The following is an 18,766-nucleotide window of genomic DNA, read 5'->3' on the forward strand; positions in this document are numbered from 1 at the left end:
GCCTGGTGCGCCTTCCACCGAAGACGCAAAGCCGACAGCCGTCGCATCCCAGGGAGTACATCCATGGCCTCGTCGCCGACCCCTTCCGCCGACAGCCGGAACCGAGCCGAAGCCCTCCGCGAGGCGCTCGCCACCCGAGTGGTGGTGGCCGACGGTGCCATGGGCACCATGCTCCAGGCACAGGACCCGACCCTCGAGGACTTCCAGGACCTCGAGGGCTGCAACGAGATCCTGAACGTCACCCGCCCCGACATCGTGCGTTCGGTGCACGAGGAGTACTTCGCGGTCGGCGTGGACTGCGTCGAGACGAACACCTTCGGGGCCAACGCCTCCGCCCTGGGCGAGTACGACGTCGCCGAGCGGATCCAGGAGCTCTCCGAGTCCGGCGCGCGCATCGCCCGCGAGGTCGCCGACGAGTTCACCGCGTCGACGGGGCAGCAGCGGTGGGTGCTCGGATCGATGGGCCCGGGTACGAAGCTGCCGACGCTGGGCCACGCTCCCTACACCGTGCTGCGGGACGGCTTCCAGCAGAACGCCGAGGGCCTGATCGCCGGCGGCGCGGACGCGCTCATCATCGAGACGACGCAGGACCTGCTGCAGACCAAGGCCGCCGTACTGGGCGCACGGCGCGCACTGGAGGCGATGGGCAGCGACCTCCTGGTGCTGTGTTCGCTGGCGTTCGAGACCACCGGAACCATGCTGCTCGGCTCCGAGATCGGGGCCGCGCTGACCGCGCTGGAACCGCTCGGCGTCGACATGATCGGTCTGAACTGCTCGACCGGCCCCGCCGAGATGAGCGAGCACCTGCGCTACCTCACGCGCCACTCCCGGATCCCGCTGCTCTGCATGCCGAATGCCGGACTGCCGGTGCTCACCAAGGACGGGGCGCACTTCCCGCTCGGTCCCGAGGGGCTCGCCGACGCCCAGGAGACGTTCGTCCAGGAGTACGGCCTCTCGCTGGTCGGCGGCTGCTGCGGCACGACCCCCGAGCACCTGCGTCAGCTCGTCGAGCGCGTCCGCGGCTCCGAGCTCACCCCCCGCGCGCCCCGTCCGGAGCCGGGCGCCGCCTCCCTGTACCAGACCGTGCCGTTCCGCCAGGACACGTCGTACCTGGCGATCGGTGAGCGTACGAACGCCAACGGGTCGAAGAAGTTCCGTGAGGCGATGCTGGAGGCCCGCTGGGACGACTGTGTGGAGATGGCGCGGGACCAGATCCGCGAGGGCGCGCACATGCTCGACCTCTGCGTCGACTACGTCGGCCGGGACGGTGTCGCGGACATGGAGGAGCTGGCCGGGCGCTTCGCCACCGCCTCCACGCTCCCGATCGTGCTCGACTCCACCGAGCTGCCGGTCCTGCGGGCCGGTCTGGAGAAGCTGGGTGGCCGGGCTGTTCTGAACTCCGTCAACTACGAGGACGGGGACGGCCCCGAGTCGCGGTTCGCCAAGGTCACGGCGCTGGCCGCGGAGCACGGTGCCGCGCTGATCGCGCTGACGATCGACGAGGAGGGCCAGGCCCGCACCGTCGAGCACAAGGTCGCTGTCGCCGAACGGCTGATCGCGGACCTGACCGGCAACTGGGGCATCCATGAGTCGGACATCCTCATCGACACCCTGACCTTCACCATCTGCACCGGTCAGGAGGAGTCCCGGGGGGACGGCATCGCCACGATCGGGGCGATCCGTGAGCTGAAGAAGCGGCACCCCGAAGTGCAGACCACACTGGGTCTGTCGAACATCTCCTTCGGTCTCAACCCGGCCGCCCGGGTCGTGCTGAACTCGGTCTTCCTGGACGAGTGCGTGAAGGCCGGCCTGGATTCGGCGATCGTGCACGCCTCGAAGATCCTGCCGATCGCGCGTCTGGAGGAGGAGCAGGTCAAGGTCGCCCTCGACCTGATCTATGACCGCCGCGCCGAGGGGTACGACCCGCTCCAGAAGCTCATGGAGCTGTTCGAGGGCGTCAGCACGAAGTCGATGAAGGCCGGCAAGGCCGAGGAGCTGCTGGCCCTGCCGCTGGACGAGCGGCTCCAGCGCCGCATCATCGACGGCGAGAAGAACGGCCTGGAGGCCGACCTCGACGAGGCGCTCACCGGTACGCCCGCTCTCGACATCGTGAACAACACCCTCCTGGAGGGCATGAAGGTCGTCGGTGAGCTGTTCGGCTCCGGGCAGATGCAGCTGCCGTTCGTGCTCCAGTCGGCCGAGGTGATGAAGACCGCGGTGGCTCATCTGGAGCCGCACATGGAGAAGTCGGACGCCGAGGGCAAGGGCACCATCGTCCTGGCCACCGTCCGCGGGGATGTCCACGACATCGGGAAGAACCTCGTCGACATCATCCTGTCGAACAACGGCTTCAACGTGGTCAACCTGGGGATCAAGCAGCCCGTCTCCGCGATCCTGGAGGCCGCACAGGAGCACCGGGCCGATGTCATCGGCATGTCCGGCCTCCTGGTGAAGTCCACCGTGATCATGAAGGAGAACCTCCAGGAGCTGAACCAGCGCAAGCTGGCCGCCGAGTACCCCGTCATCCTCGGCGGCGCGGCCCTGACCAGGGCCTACGTCGAACAGGACCTCCACGAGATCTACGAGGGCGAGGTCCGCTACGCCCGTGACGCGTTCGAGGGCCTGCGGCTGATGGACGCGCTGGTCGCGGTCAAGCGCGGGGTCCCCGGAGCGGTCCTGCCCGAACTCAAGCAGCGCCGGGTGCCCAAGCGTGACACCGCGGTCCTGGAAGTGGCGGAGCCGGAGGAGGGCGTACGCTCCGACGTCGCCGTCGACAACCCGATCCCCACGCCCCCCTTCTGGGGCACCCGCGTCGTCAAGGGAATCCAGCTCAAGGAATACGCGTCCTGGCTCGACGAGGGCGCCCTGTTCAAGGGCCAGTGGGGACTCAAGCAGGCCCGCACCGGCGACGGACCCACCTACGAGGAGCTCGTCGAGACCGAGGGCCGCCCGCACCTGCGCGGCTGGCTCGACAAGCTCCACACCGAGAACCTCCTGGAAGCCGCCGTCGTCCACGGCTACTTCCCGTGCGTGTCCAAGGGCGACGACCTGATCCTGCTCCACGAGGACGGCTCCGAGCGGACCCGCTTCACCTTTCCCCGCCAGCGCCGCGGCCGCCGTCTCTGCCTCGCGGACTTCTTCCGCCCCGAGGAGTCCGGCGAGACGGACGTGATCGGTCTCCAGGTCGTCACCGTCGGCTCGAAGATCGGCGGCGAGACCGCGAAGCTCTTCGAGGCCAACTCCTACCGTGACTACCTGGAGCTGCACGGCCTGTCCGTACAGCTGGCCGAGGCCCTCGCCGAGTACTGGCACGCCCGGGTCCGCTCGGAGCTGGGCTTCGGCGGCGAGGACCCGTCCGATGTCGAGGACATGTTCGCGCTGAAGTACCGGGGCGCGCGCTTCTCCCTCGGCTACGGCGCCTGCCCCGATCTGGAGGACCGGGCGAAGATCGCCGAGCTGCTCCAGCCCGAGCGGATCGGGGTGCATCTCTCGGAGGAATTCCAGCTGCACCCGGAACAGTCCACCGACGCGATCGTCATCCACCACCCCGAGGCGAAGTACTTCAACGCGCGGTAAGACGCCGTTCAACGCGAGGTGGCAGTACAAGTCGTACACTTGTCGGCCCAGTGCAGGCCGGTCGCCCTTCCCACGGGAAATGGCGGCCGGCCTTCTCGTCCCTCACGGAAGGTGTGCCGGATGACCAGCACGATCCCCGCGTCCTTGACCCGCACGGCCGAAGGTGCCGCGCTCCAGGCCGTCCTCCTCGACATGGACGGCACCCTCGTCGACACCGAGGGGTTCTGGTGGGACGCGGAGGTGGAGGTCTTCGCCGAGCTCGGACACCAGCTCGACGAAGCCTGGCGGGACGTGGTGGTCGGCGGGCCGATGACCCGCAGTGCCGGCTACCTCGTGGACGTCACCGGTGCGGACATCACCCTGGACGAGCTGACCGTGCTGCTCAACGACCGCTTCGAGAAGCGCATCGGCCGCGGTGTGCCGCTGATGCCGGGCGCGGCCCGGCTGCTGGCCGAACTGGCCAGGCACGAGATTCCCACGGCCCTGGTCTCCGCCTCGCACCGGCGGATCATCGACCGGGTGCTGGAGTCGGTGGGCCGTCACCACTTCGCCCTCACCGTCGCGGGCGACGAGGTCTCCCGTACGAAGCCGCACCCGGAGCCGTATCTCACCGCCGCTTCCGGCTTCGGCGCGGATCCCGAGTTCTGTGCGGTCATCGAGGACACCGCGACCGGTGTCGCGGCCGCCGAGGCGGCGGGCTGCCGGGTGGTCGCCGTGCCGTCCGTGGCCCCCATCGCCCCCGCGTCCGGCCGGGTGGTCGTACGGTCGCTCGAAGAAGTCGACCTCGCCTTTCTCCGGGGCCTGGTCACGGGAAAGCGTTGATCCGCATACCGAGAGTATTTCTGTGAATGAATAGAAAAACTCTCGGCGGTGGATGGTGCATTTCCTGTCGCACGCACGTGGGCAAGCCGGTGATCCAATAAAGGATTCGCGCGGTCCCGGGCGTGAGCCTTGTCACCCGAAATCGGTCGGGGTGATTCTCAAGATCCCCCGAGGTGTCCGTTTTGGTGCGCTTGGATGCCCCACTTCGTACGGATATCTGCGAAACGATCCTGGCGCGGGAAAATGGCTCGCCGTTAATTCCCATCACCATCCGATTACACGCCCTCAGTTCTCCGGTCCGGCATTGCTGACGATGCCTACTAATGTCGCTTTCTCAATGCCCGGATGAGGGAGAGCGTCCAAGATGAACCGCAAGACTCTGGTGTTGCCGGCCGTCATCGGCCTGCTCGCGCCCGTACTCGCCGCCTGCGGTGCGTCGGGGGACGGGGGCGATGGCAAGGACACCATCGTCGTCGGCGCCACGGACCAGATCGTCGCCTCCAAGGACAACCCCGCGCCGCTCGATCCCGCCATGGGCTACGAAGCCGGCGTGTGGAACGTGCTCCGGCAGACCGTGCAGACCCTGATGCGTGTGCCGCGTGGCGGCGGCCGGCCGGTGCCCGAAGCGGCCGAGAGCTGCGTCTTCACGGACACCCAGAACGAGAGCTATCGCTGCAAACTGCGCAGCGGCCTGAAGTTCGCCGACGGCAGGCCGGTCATCGCCGACGACGTGAAGTACTCCCTGGACCGGGTCATCGGCATCCATGCCGCCAACGGGCCGGTCGCCCTGCTCGACAACATCGACACGATCGAGACGAAGGGTGAACGGGAGGTCGTCTTCCACCTGCGTACACCGGACGCCACGTTCCCGTACAAGCTCGCCACCCCCGTCGCCGGGATCGTGCCGCGGAGCGTGTACCCGGCGAAGTCCGCGCGGACCGGATTCCGGGTGGACGGCTCCGGTCCGTACACGATGAAGGCGGAGACCCGGCACCACAAGGTCGTCAAGATCCGCTTCACCAGGAACCCCCACTACAAGGGGGATCTGAAGGTGCGGAACGACAAGGTCGAGCTGGACCTGTTCTCCGACGCGACCGCGATGGGGAAGGCGCTCGACAGCAAGAAGATCGACATGATGAGCCGCACCATGACGCCCGCACAGGCCCAGGGACTGCTGGAGAAGCCCGAGAGCGGTGTCAAGCTCACCGAGATGCCCGGCCTCGCCATCCGCTATCTCGGCTTCGACACCAAGGACCCGGCCGTCAAGGACAAGGCGGTCCGTCAGGCCATGGCCCAGGTCATCGACCGCGGAGAGATCGCGAGCAAGGTGTACGGCGCCACGGCCGAACCGCTGTACTCGCTGATCCCCTCCAGCATCACCGGGCACACCAACTCGTTCTACAACAAGTACGGCGATCCCAGCACCACGAAGGCCGCGGCGATCCTGCGCTCGGCGGGCATCCGCACTCCGGTGAAGCTCACCCTGCACTACACGACCGATCACTTCGGCGCCGGTACCGCCGCCGAATTCCAGGCCCTGAAGAAGCAGTTCGACGACACCGGGCTGTTCGACGTCACCGTCAAGGGAACCGCCTGGGAGAAATTCCGCCCCGCTCAGGTCCGCGGCGACTACGCCATCTACGGCATGGGCTGGTTCCCCGACTTCCCGGACCCCGACAACTTCATGGCGCCGTTCCTCGGCCGGAACAACTTCCTCAACTCGTCGTACAAGTCGGTCCTGGCGCAGAAGACGCTCATCCCGCAGTCCCGCCGCGAGACCGACCGCAGCGCCGCGGCCAAGACCTTCCAGCGGCTCCAGGAGGTCCGTCGCCACCGACGTGCCCGTACTGCCGATCTGGCAGGGCAAGCAGTACGTCGCCTCGCGCGAGGGTCTCACCGGCGTCGAATGGGCGGTCGACGCCTCCGCCGAACTCCAGCTGTGGGAGCTGGCGAAGGACCCGCGCTGAGCCAGGGGGTGCCCCGGCACTGCCCGGCCGGGACACCCACCGCGCGGGTCACTGGGCGCCGGGGCGCACCAGACCGCTCTCGTACGCGTACACCGCGGCCTGCACCCGGTCGCGCAGCCCGAGCTTGGTCAGCACATGGCCGACATGCGTCTTGACCGTCGTCTCGCTGACGAACAGATCCGCGGCGATCTCCGCGTTCGACAGGCCGCGGGCCACCAGCTTCAGCACCTCGACCTCGCGGTCGGTCAGCGTGTGCAGGGTGTCGGGCACCGGCTCCTCGCCGGACGGCAGGTGGTCCGCGTACTTGTCGAGGAGCCGACGGGTGACGCTCGGGGCGAGCATCGCCTCGCCCGCCGCGACCACCCGGATGGCCTGCACCAGCTCATTGGCCGGAGCGTCCTTCAGCAGGAAGCCGCTGGCACCGGCGCGCAGCGCCTCCACCACGTACTCGTCGAGATCGAACGTGGTCAGCACCAGCACCTTCGCCGGGCCGTCGCGGCCCGGTCCGGTGATCTGGCGGGTCGCCTCGACGCCGTCCATCCGCGGCATCCGGATGTCCATCAGCACCACATCGGGCTGCAACGCCCGCACCTGGTCGAGAGCCTGGAGGCCGTCACCGGCCTCACCCACCACCGCGAGATCGCCTTCCGCCTCCAGGATCATCCGGAAGCCGGTGCGCAGCAGCGGTTGGTCGTCGACCAGTAGGACGCGGATAGCCACAGGGTCTCCTTCAAGGTCCTTCGAGGGCCACAGGCCGGCCGGCCTCAGCACGGACCGGATCCATTCTGCCCTGCACATCCTGCTCCGCCTCGGCCGGGCGGGCCGTCAACGGATAGACCGGGGGAGTGCCACCGAATTCGGGACAGACCGACCGGTGGTCGCACCAGCCGCAGAGCTTCGTCGGCCGGGGCCGCCACTCACCCGTCTCCGTGGCCAGCCGGATCGCGTCCCACAACGCGAGCAGCTTGCGCTCGACCCGCTCCAGATCCGCCACCACCGGGTCGTACGTGAGGATGTCCCCGCTGCCGAGGTAGACGAGCTGGAGCCGGCGCGGCACCACACCCTTGAGCCGCCAGATCACCAGGGCGTAGAACTTCATCTGGAAGAGTGCGCCCTCCGCGTACTCCGGGCGCGGCGCCTTCCCCGTCTTGTAGTCGACGATCCGGACCTCGCCCGTCGGCGCCACGTCGATCCGGTCGATCACCCCTCGCAGCCGCAGCCCCGACTCCAGCTCCGTCTCGACGAACAGCTCCCGCTCGGCGGGCTCCAGACGCGTCGGATCCTCCAGCGAGAACCACCGCTCCACCAGGCTCTCCGCCTCCGAGAGCCAGCGCGCCAGCCGTTCGCCCCCGGCATCCTCGGCGAACAGCTCCGACAGCTCCGGCCTGGATTCCAGCAGCCGGTCCCACTGGGCGGGGATCAGCGCCGTGGCCCGGCCCGCCGTGCGCTCCACCGCGGGGTTGTCGAACAGTCGCTCCAGCACCGCATGGACCAGCGTGCCCCGGGTAGCCGCCTCGCTGGGCTTCTCAGGCAGCTTGTCGATGACCCGGAAGCGGTACAGCAGCGGACACTGCATGAAATCGCTCGCCCGCGACGGCGACAGGGACGAGGGCGGCTGAGCGGGCCGCGGCAGGGAGGTCATGTCGAAGACCCTACGGCCCGCCACTGACAGCGGGCGGCATACCATCGACCACACAGCCTCGAACACTGCATGATCGTGCCGTAGGGCACCGACCGAAGGGACCCCGTGGACGAGAGCGGCGACAGCGGGCGGCCGCAGCCCGGTGCAGGGGGAACGACCCCCGGAACCGGCCCCGGAAAGGGTGGGCCGCAGCGCCCCGAAGAGCCCGGAGGCGGCATTCTCATGGGCCGCCCCTTCGGCGTGCCGGTGTACGTCGCGCCCAGCTGGTTCCTCGTGGCCGCGCTGATCACCTGGGTCTTCGGCGGCCAGCTCGACCGGGTGCTGCCCGAGCTCGGCACGGCGCGCTACCTGGTCTCCCTCTTCTTCGCGATCGCCTTCTACGCCTCCGTGCTCGTCCACGAACTCGCCCACACCGTCGTGGCACTGCGCTACAAGCTGCCGGTGCGCCGCATCCAGCTCCAGTTCTTCGGCGGTGTCTCCGAGATCGAGAAGGAGTCCGAGACCCCGGGCCGCGAGTTCGTGCTCGCCTTCGTCGGACCGCTGCTCTCCCTGGTGCTCGCGGGCGTCTTCTACATCGGGATGATGTTCGTCGCGCCCGGCACCGTGCCCGGGGTCCTGCTCGCCGGCCTGATGATCTCCAACCTCCTGGTGGCCGCCTTCAACCTCCTCCCGGGCCTCCCGCTGGACGGCGGGCGCATGCTCCGCGCCGTCGTCTGGAAGATCACCGGCAAGCCGATGAGCGGCACCGTCGCCGCCGCCTGGGTCGGCCGCGCCCTCGCCGTCATCACCCTGATCGGCCTGCCGCTGCTCACCCACACCGGGACCTTCGGCAACGACCCCGGCGACCTCAGCGGCATGGACACCATCACCGACGCGCTGCTCGCCGCCATCCTCGCCGCGATCATCTGGACCGGGGCGGGCAACAGCCTGCGCATGGCCCGGCTGCGCGAACACCTCCCCGAGCTGCGCGCCCGCACGCTCACCCGGCGCGCCGTCCCCGTGGAGTCCGCCACCCCGCTCTCCGAGGCGCTGCGCCGGGCCAACGAGGCGGGCGCCCGCGCCCTCGTCGTCGTCGACGGCCACGGCGAACCGAAGGGCATCGTCCGGGAGACGGCCATCGTGGCCGTGCCGGAGCACCGCCGCCCCTGGGTCGCCGTCAGCGGCCTCGCCCAGGACCTCACCGAAGGCATGAAGGTCTCCGCCGAGTTGTCGGGCGAAGCGCTCCTGGACAGGCTCAAGGCCAGCCCGGCCACCGAGTACCTGGTCCTGGAAGAAAGCGGTGAGATCTACGGCGTCCTCTCCACCGCCGACGTCGAACGCGCGTTCGTCGCGGCTCTGGCCAGGCCGGCCGCCTGACCGCCCCGCCCCCGCCCCGGGCTCGCGGTCGGAGCCGGGGGAATCACCGGTAGGCTGGTCACATGTCTGAACCGACCGGTGCCGCCCGCCGACGCGGGCCCTTCAAGGTCGGGGACCAGGTCCAGCTCACCGATCCCAAGGGACGCCACTACACCTTCACGCTCGAAGCCGGAAAGAACTTCCACACCCACAAGGGTTCTTTCCCGCACGACGAGCTGATCGGTGCCCCCGAGGGCAGTGTTGTCCGAACCACGGGAAACGTCGCCTATCTCGCGCTGCGCCCCCTGCTCCCCGACTACGTCCTGTCCATGCCCCGCGGCGCCGCCGTGGTCTACCCCAAGGACGCGGGGCAGATCCTGGCCTTCGCCGACATCTTCCCCGGCGCCCGCGTCGTGGAGGCCGGCGTCGGCTCCGGCTCGCTCTCCACCTTCCTGCTGCGCGCCATCGGTGACCAGGGCATGCTGCACTCCTACGAGCGCCGCGAGGACTTCGCCGAGATCGCCCAGCAGAACGTGGAACGCTACTTCGGCGAACCGCACCCGGCCTGGCAGCTCACCGTCGGCGACCTCCAGGACAACCTGTCGGACACCGATGTCGACCGGGTCGTCCTCGACATGCTCGCCCCCTGGGAGTGCCTGGAGGCCGTCTCCAAGGCTCTGGTGCCCGGCGGCATCCTCTGCGCGTACGTCGCCACCACCACCCAGCTCGCGCGGACCGTCGAGTCCATCCGTGAGATCGGCTGCTTCGCCGAGCCGCAGCCCTGGGAGTCGATGATCCGCAACTGGCACGTCGAGGGCCTGGCCGTCCGCCCGGACCACCGCATGATCGGCCACACCGGCTTCCTCGTCACCGCCCGCCGCCTGGCCGACGGCGTGGAGGCCCCGCTGCGCCGCCGCCGCCCCGCCAAGGGCGCCTACGGCGAGGACTACGACGGTCCCGGCAGCCAGAGCGGCTCCTCCCGCGGCTGACCCGCGCAACGCACCGGCGCCGCCGCCGAGTTCCCGGACCGACCCGGGAACTCGGCGGCGGCGCCCTTTCGTTGCCGCTACGGGGACACCGTCCTCGGCGGCCCCGCAATCCGTGCCGACCCCACCGTTCCGCTGGTCCGTGAGGTGTGGCACGATGCTGGCCACCCCATGCCGCCGCGGCAGTCCCACCGGTGGCGCCGCCCACCCGGGCGTCCTCGATCCACAGGAACCACAGGAGACATCCCGCGTGCAGACCTCCGAGCTCCCGGACCTCGCGCACACCGACACCAAGCCGCTGCACTGGCTCGCCACAGCGGCGGCCATGGCCGCCGTGGTCGCGGCCGCCGGCCTGCTCCAGCCGGACCCCACGGCCTCGGCCTCCACCCCCCACCGCACCACGGCGCAGCACGGCACCACGACCGTCGCCGCCCCCGACCCGGCACGGGCGGACTTCCCCCTGGAGTGCGGCGGAGTCGAGAGCACCGTGGCCAAGCAGGCCACCGGCGACCTCGACGGTGACGGCCGGCCCGAGACCGTCGCGGTGGTCCACTGCGCGGCCGGCTCCGGCACCCCGCCCAGCGGGGTCTACGTCCTCACACGCGGAAGCGGGGCCGCACCGCGGGTCGTGGCGACCCTGGTGGACCCCGCCCAGGCGATGAGCATCGGCGATTTCGCAGTGCGTGACGGAGTCATTTCGGCCACCCTGCTCGGCTACTCCTCCGACGAGGTGGCGCGCTGCTGCCCCGACCAGCAGGAGCGGGTCACCTGGCAGTGGCGGGGCGGCGCGTTCGTCCGCGCCACCCAGGCTGCCCCGGGCAACGCCTGACCGGTCACCGCGCGTGACCGGAGACCCGCGACCACCGGATCAGGCGGCCTCGGGGCCGTACACCTCGACGTTGTCCGAGACGCGACGGACGTGGATGCAGTCGCCCGGGCACTCCTTGGCCGAATCGACCACGTCCTGCAGGAGCGGCAGCGGAACGGGCGTCGTCGCGCCCGGGTCCTGCAGCAGCTCGTCGTCGGCGCTCTTCACATAGGCCAGACCATCGATGTCCAGCTCGAACACCTCGGGTGCGTACTGGACGCAGATACCGTCGCCCGTGCAGAGGTCCTGGTCGATCCAGACCTCCAGGTCCTGCGTGTCGCCACCGATGGGAGCGTCCTGCTGCACGGTCATTTCTCCTGCCGTTCCCTGCGTATCCGAACCAAAAGATGCCAGCCCTGACGGGTGTTGAACGGTTCGACGATACAACCGGCCGCTTTCCGATGTTGAAGGGTGGGTATTCCCCTGACACGAGCGGGAACGCACGGGTGAAGATCGGACACGCCCCGCAGTCTTTGTGATCTAGGGGTTTCAATCATCACCCACCCAGGTAGGGTCAGGAAGCGTCCAGCTCCCCTTGGAGGAGGTGAGGACCGTGGCAGCCCACGACGACGACATCAACCGCGGCATCCGGCCCGGGCGGGGGTCCGAAGACCCAGCCGGCCAGGTCGCCTATCTCGAGCAGGAAATCGCCGTCCTGCGACGTAAGCTCGCCGACTCTCCGCGCCATACGAGGATTCTCGAAGAGCGGATCGTCGAGTTGCAGACCAACCTGGCAGGCGTGTCCGCACAGAATGAGCGGCTCGCCAACACACTGCGCGAGGCCCGCGACCAGATCGTGGCCCTCAAGGAAGAAGTCGACCGGCTCGCACAGCCGCCGGCCGGTTTCGGTGTGTTTTTGCAGGGCAATGAGGACGGCACCTGCGACATCTTCACCGGGGGCCGAAAGCTCCGGGTGAACGTCAGCCCGAGTGTCGAGCTCGAAGACCTCCGGCGCGGCCAGGAAGTCATGCTCAACGAAGCGCTCAACGTGGTCGACGCCATGGAATTCGAGCGGGCCGGGGACATCGTCACCCTCAAGGAAATCCTTGAGGACGGCGAGCGGGCCCTGGTCATCGGGCACACCGACGAGGAACGGGTGGTGAGGCTCGCCGAGCCGCTGCTGGACATCACCATCCGCCCCGGCGACGCCCTCCTGCTCGAACCGAGGTCCGGCTACGTCTACGAAGTGGTTCCCAAGAGCGAGGTCGAAGAGCTCGTCCTCGAAGAGGTACCGGACATCGACTACGACAAGATCGGCGGCCTGGGCGACCAGATCGAACTGATCCGGGACGCGGTCGAACTTCCCTACCTCCACCCCGACCTCTTCAAGGAACACGAACTGCGTCCGCCGAAGGGCATCCTGCTCTACGGTCCCCCCGGCTGCGGCAAGACGCTCATCGCCAAGGCCGTCGCCAATTCCCTTGCCAAGAAGGTCGCCGAGGTCACCGGCCAGCCCACGGGCAAGAGCTACTTCCTCAACATCAAGGGCCCGGAGCTCCTCAACAAGTACGTCGGCGAGACCGAGCGGCACATCCGCCTGGTCTTCCAGCGTGCCCGTGAGAAGGCGAGCGAGGGCACGCCCGTCATCGTCTTCTTCGACGAGATGGAGTCCCTCTTCCGTACCCGGGGATCCGGTGTCAGCTCGGACGTGGAGAACACCATCGTCCCCCAGCTGCTCGCCGAGATCGATGGCGTCGAGGGCCTGGAGAACGTCATCGTCATCGGCGCCTCCAACCGCGAGGACATGATCGACCCCGCGATCCTGCGACCCGGCCGTCTCGATGTGAAGATCAAGATCGAGCGCCCGGACGCGGAGGCCGCGAAGGACATCTTCGCGAAGTACCTCACGCCTTCGCTGCCGCTGCACGCCGACGACCTCGCGGAGCACACCGGCTCCAAGGAAGCCGCTGCGCACGCCATGATCCAGTCGGTCGTCGAGCGGATGTACACCGAATCCGAGGAGAACCGCTTCCTCGAGGTGACGTACGCAAACGGCGACAAGGAAGTCCTGTATTTCAAGGACTTCAACTCCGGCGCGATGATCCAGAACATCGTCGACCGGGCCAAGAAGATGGCCATCAAGGCATTCCTCGACCAGGGCCAGAAGGGCCTTCGCGTCTCCCACCTCCTCCAGGCGTGCGTGGACGAGTTCAAGGAGAACGAGGACCTTCCGAACACCACCAACCCGGACGACTGGGCCCGGATCTCCGGCAAGAAGGGCGAGCGGATCGTCTTCATCCGCACGCTCGTCACCGGAAAGCAGGGCGCGGACACCGGTCGCTCCATCGACACGGTGGCGAACACCGGGCAGTACCTGTAGAACGCAGTCAGGCTGCGGATGCCCGGCCGGGCATCCGCAGCCGGTTGCTTTCGGTCCCGTTCACGCGACACCGCAGCAATGACGTAATTGATCTCCCCACCAGCACAGAGGCGCTCTAGGCTCTTGCGTACCGCCCGGTCGCGCAGTGTGTGGACGGGCAGTGCACGCGCACCGACAAGCAGCGGTACTTGAGCGCCGCCCCTCAAGGGAGCGCCGCCGGGCAAGGAGGGCCGCATGACCGTACGGCGAGTAATGGGCATCGAGACGGAGTACGGGATCTCCGTCCCCGGCCACCCCAACGCCAATGCCATGCTCACCTCGTCCCAGATCGTCAACGCCTACGCAGCGGCGATGCACCGGGCGCGCCGCGCCCGCTGGGACTTCGAGGAGGAGAATCCGCTGCGGGACGCGCGAGGTTTCGACCTCGCCCGCGAGACCGCGGACTCCAGCCAGCTCACCGACGAGGACATCGGCCTCGCCAATGTCATCCTCACCAACGGGGCCCGCCTCTACGTCGACCACGCACACCCGGAGTACAGCTCCCCGGAGGTCACCAATCCGCGGGACGCGGTCCTCTGGGACAAGGCCGGCGAACGCATCATGGCCGAGGCCGCCGAGCGCGCGGCCCAGCTCCCCGGCGCCCAGCCGATCCACCTCTACAAGAACAACACCGACAACAAGGGCGCCTCGTACGGCACGCACGAGAACTACCTGATGAAGCGGGAAACCCCGTTCTCCGACATCGTGCGCCATCTGACCCCGTTCTTCGTCTCCCGCCAGGTGGTCACCGGGGCGGGACGCGTGGGGATCGGCCAGGACGGCCACGAGCACGGCTTCCAGATCAGCCAGCGCGCCGATTACTTCGAGGTCGAGGTCGGGCTGGAGACCACGCTCAAGCGCCCCATCATCAACACCCGCGACGAACCCCATTCCGACGCGGAGAAGTACCGCCGGCTCCATGTGATCATCGGGGACGCGAACCTCTCGGAGATCTCCACCTATCTCAAGCTCGGCACCACCGCCCTGATCCTCTCCATGATCGAGGACGGCTTCATCAACGTCGATCTCGCGGTCGACCAGCCGGTGCGCACCCTGCACCACGTCTCCCACGACCCGACCCTGAAGCACCTCATCACGCTGCGCAGCGGCCGTACCCTCACCGCGGTGCAGCTGCAGATGGAGTACTTCGAGCTGGGCCGCAAGTACGTCGAGGAGCGTTACGGGGCGGATGCCGACGAGCAGACCAAGGACGTCCTGATCCGCTGGGAGGACACCCTCAACCGGCTGGAGAACGACCCGATGAGTCTGTCCGGCGAGCTCGACTGGATCGCCAAGCGGGAACTCATGGAGGGCTACCGCCGCCGTGACAGCCTGGACTGGGACGCGGCGCGGCTGCACCTGGTGGATCTGCAGTATGCCGACGTGCGGGCCGAGAAGGGCCTGTACAACCGTCTGGCGGCCCGCGGGAAGATGAAGCGGCTGCTGGACGAGAACGAGGTCGAGCAGGCCCGTACGAGGCCTCCGGAGGACACCAGGGCCTACTTCCGCGGCCGCTGCCTGGAGCAGTACGCCGACGACGTCGCGGCGGCCTCCTGGGATTCGGTCATTTTCGACCTGCCGGGTCATGACTCGCTGCAACGGGTACCCACCCTGGAACCGCTGCGCGGTACCCGCGATCACGTCAAGGAGCTGCTGGACCGCTGCCGCACGGCGGAGGAGCTGGTCCAGGTCCTGTCGGGCGGCTGAAAGGGCCGGGATCGGGGAATCATCGGGATGACCCCCGGACGTTGAGAGAAAGTACCGGGCCGATGTCGGAGCCCGTGGGTAGGGTCTGATCAAGTGCTTCGAACCGAGCGGGGTGAGCTATATGGCGACCAAGGACACCGGCGGCGGACAGCAGAAGGCGACTCGTTCCACCGAGGAGGTCGAGGAGCAGGCGCAGGACGCGCAGGTCTCCGAGGACCTCAAGGACCGCCAGGAGAAGCTGAGCGACGACGTCGACTCGGTTCTGGACGAGATCGATGACGTGCTGGAAGAGAACGCGGAGGACTTCGTGCGGTCCTTCGTTCAAAAGGGTGGACAGTAGTTCGCGAGTGTGAACGCGGGGGCATGGAGAGCAGTGCGCGCGGTACGGGCCGGTCCGGCCCGTACCGCGCGGGCGCAAGCGGCATCGCGAGCCGTGCAGCCGCCCCCGCCGTTCATGTGGATCACCGCCGCCGGACGGGTAGGGTCCGTGGCGTAACCGCATCAACTGCAATTCGGCCATCGGCAAGTTGGGAGACGATCCTGACGCCTTGCTCAGGGCCGTCGCTTACCTGGAGGGAAACGCGTGGAAGCCAACACTCGTAGCACCGGGCGTCTACCAGCTGCCTTCCTGACGCCGGGATCCTCTTCGTTCATGGATTTCCTGTCCGACCAGTCGCCCGGGATGCTCCCGGGCAACCGGAACCTGCCGCCCCTCCAGGGGGCCATCGAGGCGCCGCACGGGACGACGATCGTCGCGGTGACGTTCGCCGGCGGTGTGGTGCTGGCCGGTGACCGGCGCGCGACCATGGGCAATGTGATCGCCCAGCGCGACATCGAGAAGGTCTTCCCGGCCGACGAGTACTCGGCGGTGGGCATCGCCGGCACGGCCGGACTGGCCGTGGAGATGGTCAAGCTCTTCCAGCTGGAGCTGGAGCACTTCGAGAAGGTCGAGGGCGCCCAGCTCTCCCTGGAGGGCAAGGCGAACCGGCTCTCCACGATGATCCGCAGCAATCTGGCGATGGCCATGCAGGGCCTCGCCGTCGTGCCGCTCTTCGCCGGCTTCGACGTCGACCGTGAGAAGGGCCGGATCTTCTCGTACGACGTCACCGGCGGCCGTTCCGAGGAGCACGGGTACGCGGCCACCGGCTCCGGTTCGGTCTTCGCCCGGAGCTCGATGAAGAAGCTCTACCGCGGGGAGCTGACGGAGCAGGAGGCGCTCACCCTGGTCGTACAGGCGCTGTACGACGCCGCGGACGACGACTCGGCGACCGGCGGACCCGATGTGGCCCGGCGGATCTACCCGATCGTCACCGTCATCACCGACGAAGGCTTCCGGAGGCTGGACGAGGCGGAGTCCTCCGAGATCGCGCGCTCGGTCCTGGAGCGCCGGCTGGAGCAGCCCGACGGCCCGCGCGCCGCGCTGCTCTGACCTCCGTTCCGCTGCTTCTTCGATGCTCTCGTCACTGACAGAAAGGGACGGATAACCGGTGTCGACGCCGTTCTATGTCTCACCTCAGCAGGCCATGGCCGACCGGGCGGAATACGCCCGGAAGGGCATCGCCCGTGGTCGCAGCCTGGTTGTGCTGCAGTATGCCGACGGCATTGTGTTCGTCGGCGAGAACCCGTCCCGTGCGCTGCACAAGTTCAGCGAGATCTACGACCGGATCGGTTTCGCTGCCGCCGGTAAGTACAACGAGTACGAGAATCTCCGTATCGGCGGCGTGCGCTACGCCGATCTGCGGGGATACACCTACGACCGTGACGATGTGACGGCCCGTGGGCTGGCCAACGTGTACGCGCAGACGCTGGGCACCATCTTCTCCAGTGCGGCCGAGAAGCCGTACGAGGTGGAGCTGGTGGTCGCCGAAGTGGGCACCGACCCGGAGGGCGACCAGATCTACCGGCTGCCGCACGACGGCTCGATCGTCGACGAGCACGGCTCGGTCGCGGTCGGCGGCAACGCCGAGCAGATCAGCACCTTCCTGGACCAGCGGCACCGCGACGGGATGACGCTCGCCGAGGCGCTCAAGCTGGCGGTGCAGGCGTTGTCGCGCGATCCCAACGGCAGCGAGCGGGAGATCCCCGCCGAGCGGCTGGAGGTCGCGGTCCTGGACCGTACGCGGCCCCAGCAGCGGAAGTTCAAGCGGATCGTCGGCAGGCAGCTGGCGCGGCTGCTGGAGGCGGACGGTGGCTCCGCGCCGACGGATGCCCCGTCCGACACCGAGGAGGGCGAGGGCACCGGATCCGCCGCCGCTCCGGACGCGACCGGCTCCGCCGACTCCGGTGGTGACGTGGAGTAGTCCGTCGAAGGACGGTCCACCGCTGTGACCGTGCCCCGGTACGCCGTTCCCGGCGGGCCGGGGCACGGTCATGCCTGCGGAGCGTCCGGGGGCGGGGGCGCCGAGGAGCCGCGGACCACCAGGTGCACGGGGAGGCTGCCGGGCTCGGCCGGCCGGTCGTCCAGGGCCGCGAGCAGGGCGGCCATGCCACGCTCCCCGACCTGCTCGGCGGGCAGTCGCACGGTGGTGAGCTCCGGTTCGACGGCCGTGGCCAGGGCCAGATCGTCGAACCCGGTGACGGACAGGTCGTCGGGCACCCGGAGGCCCAGTCTGCGGGCGGCCTTGCAGGCACCCGCGGCGAGGATGTCGTCGTCGCAGACGAGAGCGGTGGGCCGGGGCCCCGGGGCGGTGAGAGTGTGCTCCGCCGCGACGCGGCCCGCGTGGACGTCGAGCGCCGCCGCGACGGTCCGCAGGGAGGTGCCGGGCACCGTCCGCAGTGCCTCGTGCAGTGCCCGGCCGCGCACCGCGAACGTCCAGGAGCCGACGGCCGACGCCAGGTGGACGAAGCGACGGTGGCCGAGGGCCAGGAGGTGCTCCGCGACCTGCCGCATTCCGTCGGCGATGTCCAGATTGACACGGGCCGCGACCCCCGTGTCCGCGGGATCGCTGTCGAGCATGACCAGCGGCAGCCCCGCGCCGCGCAGCGCGTCGAGAGCTCCGGCGGCCATGGAGGAGGCGATCACGCCGTCCAGGGAGGCGCTCGCCGAGGCGAAGGGGTCCCGGGCCGGCCCGGTGCCCTCGGGGGACGGGTAGAGGACGACGCCGAAGCCGTGCTCGGCGGCGACCTCGGCGGCGCCGGTGTAGACGCGTGCGAAGAACTCGTTGGTCAGCGCGGGGACGACCAGGAGCGCGGTCCGGGTACGGCCGAGGCGCAGGTTGCGGGCGGCGAGATTGGGCCGGTAGCCGAGGCCGTGGGCGGCGTGCCGGACGCGTTCGGCGGTGGCCTCGGAGACCCTGCCCGGCCATTTGCCGCCGAGCACGAGGGAGACGGTGGCCTGCGAGACGCCTGCGGCCCGCGCGACATCGCGGCTGGTGGGCCGGGTCGGGGCAGGCTGTGGTGCGCTGGTCACTCGGGCCTCCGGGCCGGTCGGGGGCAGGCGCCGTGAAGTGGACCTGCGGACTGGGCACATGGTACGTATGAACTTCGACGTTATACGTAAAACCT

14 protein-coding genes and 2 pseudogenes are annotated in these 18,766 nt (G+C 68.9%); 12 read left to right on the forward strand and 4 right to left on the reverse strand.

All coding sequences use genetic code 11. From position 1 onward, the window contains the following. Positions 1–63: 63 nt before the first annotated feature. The 3 genes and pseudogenes from metH to OHA19_RS31900 all read left to right on the forward strand — a co-directional run bounded on the left by metH (position 64) and on the right by OHA19_RS31900 (position 6,365). On the forward strand, positions 64–3,576 hold the full coding sequence (gene metH, locus OHA19_RS31890; RefSeq protein WP_405711014.1) for a methionine synthase: 3,513 nt from the start codon (positions 64–66) through the stop codon (positions 3,574–3,576). Positions 3,577–3,696: 120 nt separating this feature from the next. After that, positions 3,697–4,398 carry an HAD family hydrolase gene (locus tag OHA19_RS31895; protein WP_405711012.1) on the forward strand — a complete coding sequence of 234 codons (702 nt, stop codon included), beginning with the start codon at positions 3,697–3,699 and terminating at the stop codon, positions 4,396–4,398. 364 nt (positions 4,399–4,762) lie between these two features. After that, a pseudogene (locus OHA19_RS31900) lies at positions 4,763–6,365 on the forward strand (ABC transporter substrate-binding protein). 48 nt (positions 6,366–6,413) lie between these two features. Here the strand turns inward: OHA19_RS31900 and OHA19_RS31905 are convergent. Next, positions 6,414–7,085 (reverse strand): response regulator transcription factor, encoded by a 672-nt coding sequence (locus OHA19_RS31905; protein WP_327276133.1) that lies wholly within the window; start codon positions 7,083–7,085, stop codon positions 6,414–6,416. Positions 7,086–7,095: 10 nt separating this feature from the next. Then, on the reverse strand, positions 7,096–7,941 hold the full coding sequence (locus tag OHA19_RS31910; RefSeq protein ID WP_241196458.1) for a PD-(D/E)XK nuclease family protein: 846 nt from the start codon (positions 7,939–7,941) through the stop codon (positions 7,096–7,098). A 171-nt stretch (positions 7,942–8,112) separates the two neighbouring features. On the opposite strand from OHA19_RS31910, the gene OHA19_RS31915 reads away from it, so the two are divergent. The 3 genes from OHA19_RS31915 to OHA19_RS31925 all read left to right on the forward strand — a co-directional run bounded on the left by OHA19_RS31915 (position 8,113) and on the right by OHA19_RS31925 (position 11,157). Beyond that, positions 8,113–9,363, forward strand: coding sequence for a site-2 protease family protein (locus OHA19_RS31915; protein ID WP_405711010.1), 1,251 nt, complete (start codon positions 8,113–8,115; stop codon positions 9,361–9,363). Between the two features lie 62 nt (positions 9,364–9,425). Then, complete coding sequence (locus OHA19_RS31920) at positions 9,426–10,331, forward strand: tRNA (adenine-N1)-methyltransferase (protein ID WP_124718703.1); 906 nt, start codon at positions 9,426–9,428, stop codon at positions 10,329–10,331. A gap of 247 nt (positions 10,332–10,578) precedes the next feature. Beyond that, positions 10,579–11,157 carry a hypothetical protein gene (locus tag OHA19_RS31925; RefSeq protein ID WP_405711007.1) on the forward strand — a complete coding sequence of 193 codons (579 nt, stop codon included), beginning with the start codon at positions 10,579–10,581 and terminating at the stop codon, positions 11,155–11,157. 39 nt (positions 11,158–11,196) lie between these two features. Here the strand turns inward: OHA19_RS31925 and OHA19_RS31930 are convergent, their stop codons facing one another. Further along, a complete protein-coding gene (locus tag OHA19_RS31930) occupies positions 11,197–11,508 on the reverse strand; it encodes a ferredoxin (RefSeq protein WP_405711005.1) in 312 nt (103 codons plus the stop codon). A 241-nt stretch (positions 11,509–11,749) separates the two neighbouring features. On the opposite strand from OHA19_RS31930, the gene arc reads away from it, so the two are divergent. The 6 genes and pseudogenes from arc (at position 11,750) to prcA (ending at position 17,562) form a co-directional block, all read left to right on the forward strand. Then, on the forward strand, positions 11,750–13,516 hold the full coding sequence (gene arc / locus OHA19_RS31935) for a proteasome ATPase (protein ID WP_384755825.1): 1,767 nt from the start codon (positions 11,750–11,752) through the stop codon (positions 13,514–13,516). 234 nt (positions 13,517–13,750) lie between these two features. After that, positions 13,751–15,262: a depupylase/deamidase Dop gene (dop, locus tag OHA19_RS31940; RefSeq protein WP_405711003.1), complete on the forward strand. Its 1,512-nt coding sequence runs from the start codon at positions 13,751–13,753 to the stop codon at positions 15,260–15,262. Positions 15,263–15,383: 121 nt separating this feature from the next. Next, a complete protein-coding gene (locus tag OHA19_RS31945; protein WP_124718707.1) occupies positions 15,384–15,602 on the forward strand; it encodes a ubiquitin-like protein Pup in 219 nt (72 codons plus the stop codon). 101 nt (positions 15,603–15,703) lie between these two features. Continuing rightward, positions 15,704–15,894: pseudogene (locus OHA19_RS31950) on the forward strand (endonuclease domain-containing protein); the annotation flags it as partial. Then, positions 15,846–16,691: a proteasome subunit beta gene (prcB, locus tag OHA19_RS31955; protein WP_405711000.1), complete on the forward strand. Its 846-nt coding sequence runs from the start codon at positions 15,846–15,848 to the stop codon at positions 16,689–16,691. The pseudogene OHA19_RS31950 and the gene prcB, both read left to right, overlap by 49 nt. A 58-nt stretch (positions 16,692–16,749) precedes the next feature. Continuing rightward, the gene (prcA, locus tag OHA19_RS31960) at positions 16,750–17,562 is read left to right on the forward strand and encodes a proteasome subunit alpha (protein WP_405710998.1); all 813 of its coding nucleotides are present in this window, start codon (positions 16,750–16,752) and stop codon (positions 17,560–17,562) included. Between the two features lie 68 nt (positions 17,563–17,630). Here prcA and OHA19_RS31965 read toward each other — a convergent pair whose 3' ends face one another. Continuing rightward, on the reverse strand, positions 17,631–18,671 hold the full coding sequence (locus tag OHA19_RS31965) for a LacI family DNA-binding transcriptional regulator (protein ID WP_405710996.1): 1,041 nt from the start codon (positions 18,669–18,671) through the stop codon (positions 17,631–17,633). Between the last annotated feature and the right edge of the window lie 95 nt (positions 18,672–18,766).

The sequence above is a fragment of the Streptomyces sp. NBC_00012 genome (genome assembly GCF_045040875.1).
Lineage (GTDB): Bacteria > Actinomycetota > Actinomycetes > Streptomycetales > Streptomycetaceae > Streptomyces.

Coding starts and splice junctions, on each gene's coding strand:
- OHA19_RS31945 (WP_124718707.1), top strand. CDS start 15,384: ATGGCGACCAAGGACACCGGCGGCGGACAGCAGAAGGCGACTCGTTCC.
- dop (WP_405711003.1), top strand. CDS start 13,751: ATGACCGTACGGCGAGTAATGGGCATCGAGACGGAGTACGGGATCTCC.
- OHA19_RS31910 (WP_241196458.1), bottom strand. CDS start 7,941: ATGCAGTGTCCGCTGCTGTACCGCTTCCGGGTCATCGACAAGCTGCCT.
- OHA19_RS31930 (WP_405711005.1), bottom strand. CDS start 11,508: ATGACCGTGCAGCAGGACGCTCCCATCGGTGGCGACACGCAGGACCTG.
- OHA19_RS31920 (WP_124718703.1), top strand. CDS start 9,426: ATGTCTGAACCGACCGGTGCCGCCCGCCGACGCGGGCCCTTCAAGGTC.
- metH (WP_405711014.1), top strand. CDS start 64: ATGGCCTCGTCGCCGACCCCTTCCGCCGACAGCCGGAACCGAGCCGAA.
- OHA19_RS31895 (WP_405711012.1), top strand. CDS start 3,697: ATGACCAGCACGATCCCCGCGTCCTTGACCCGCACGGCCGAAGGTGCC.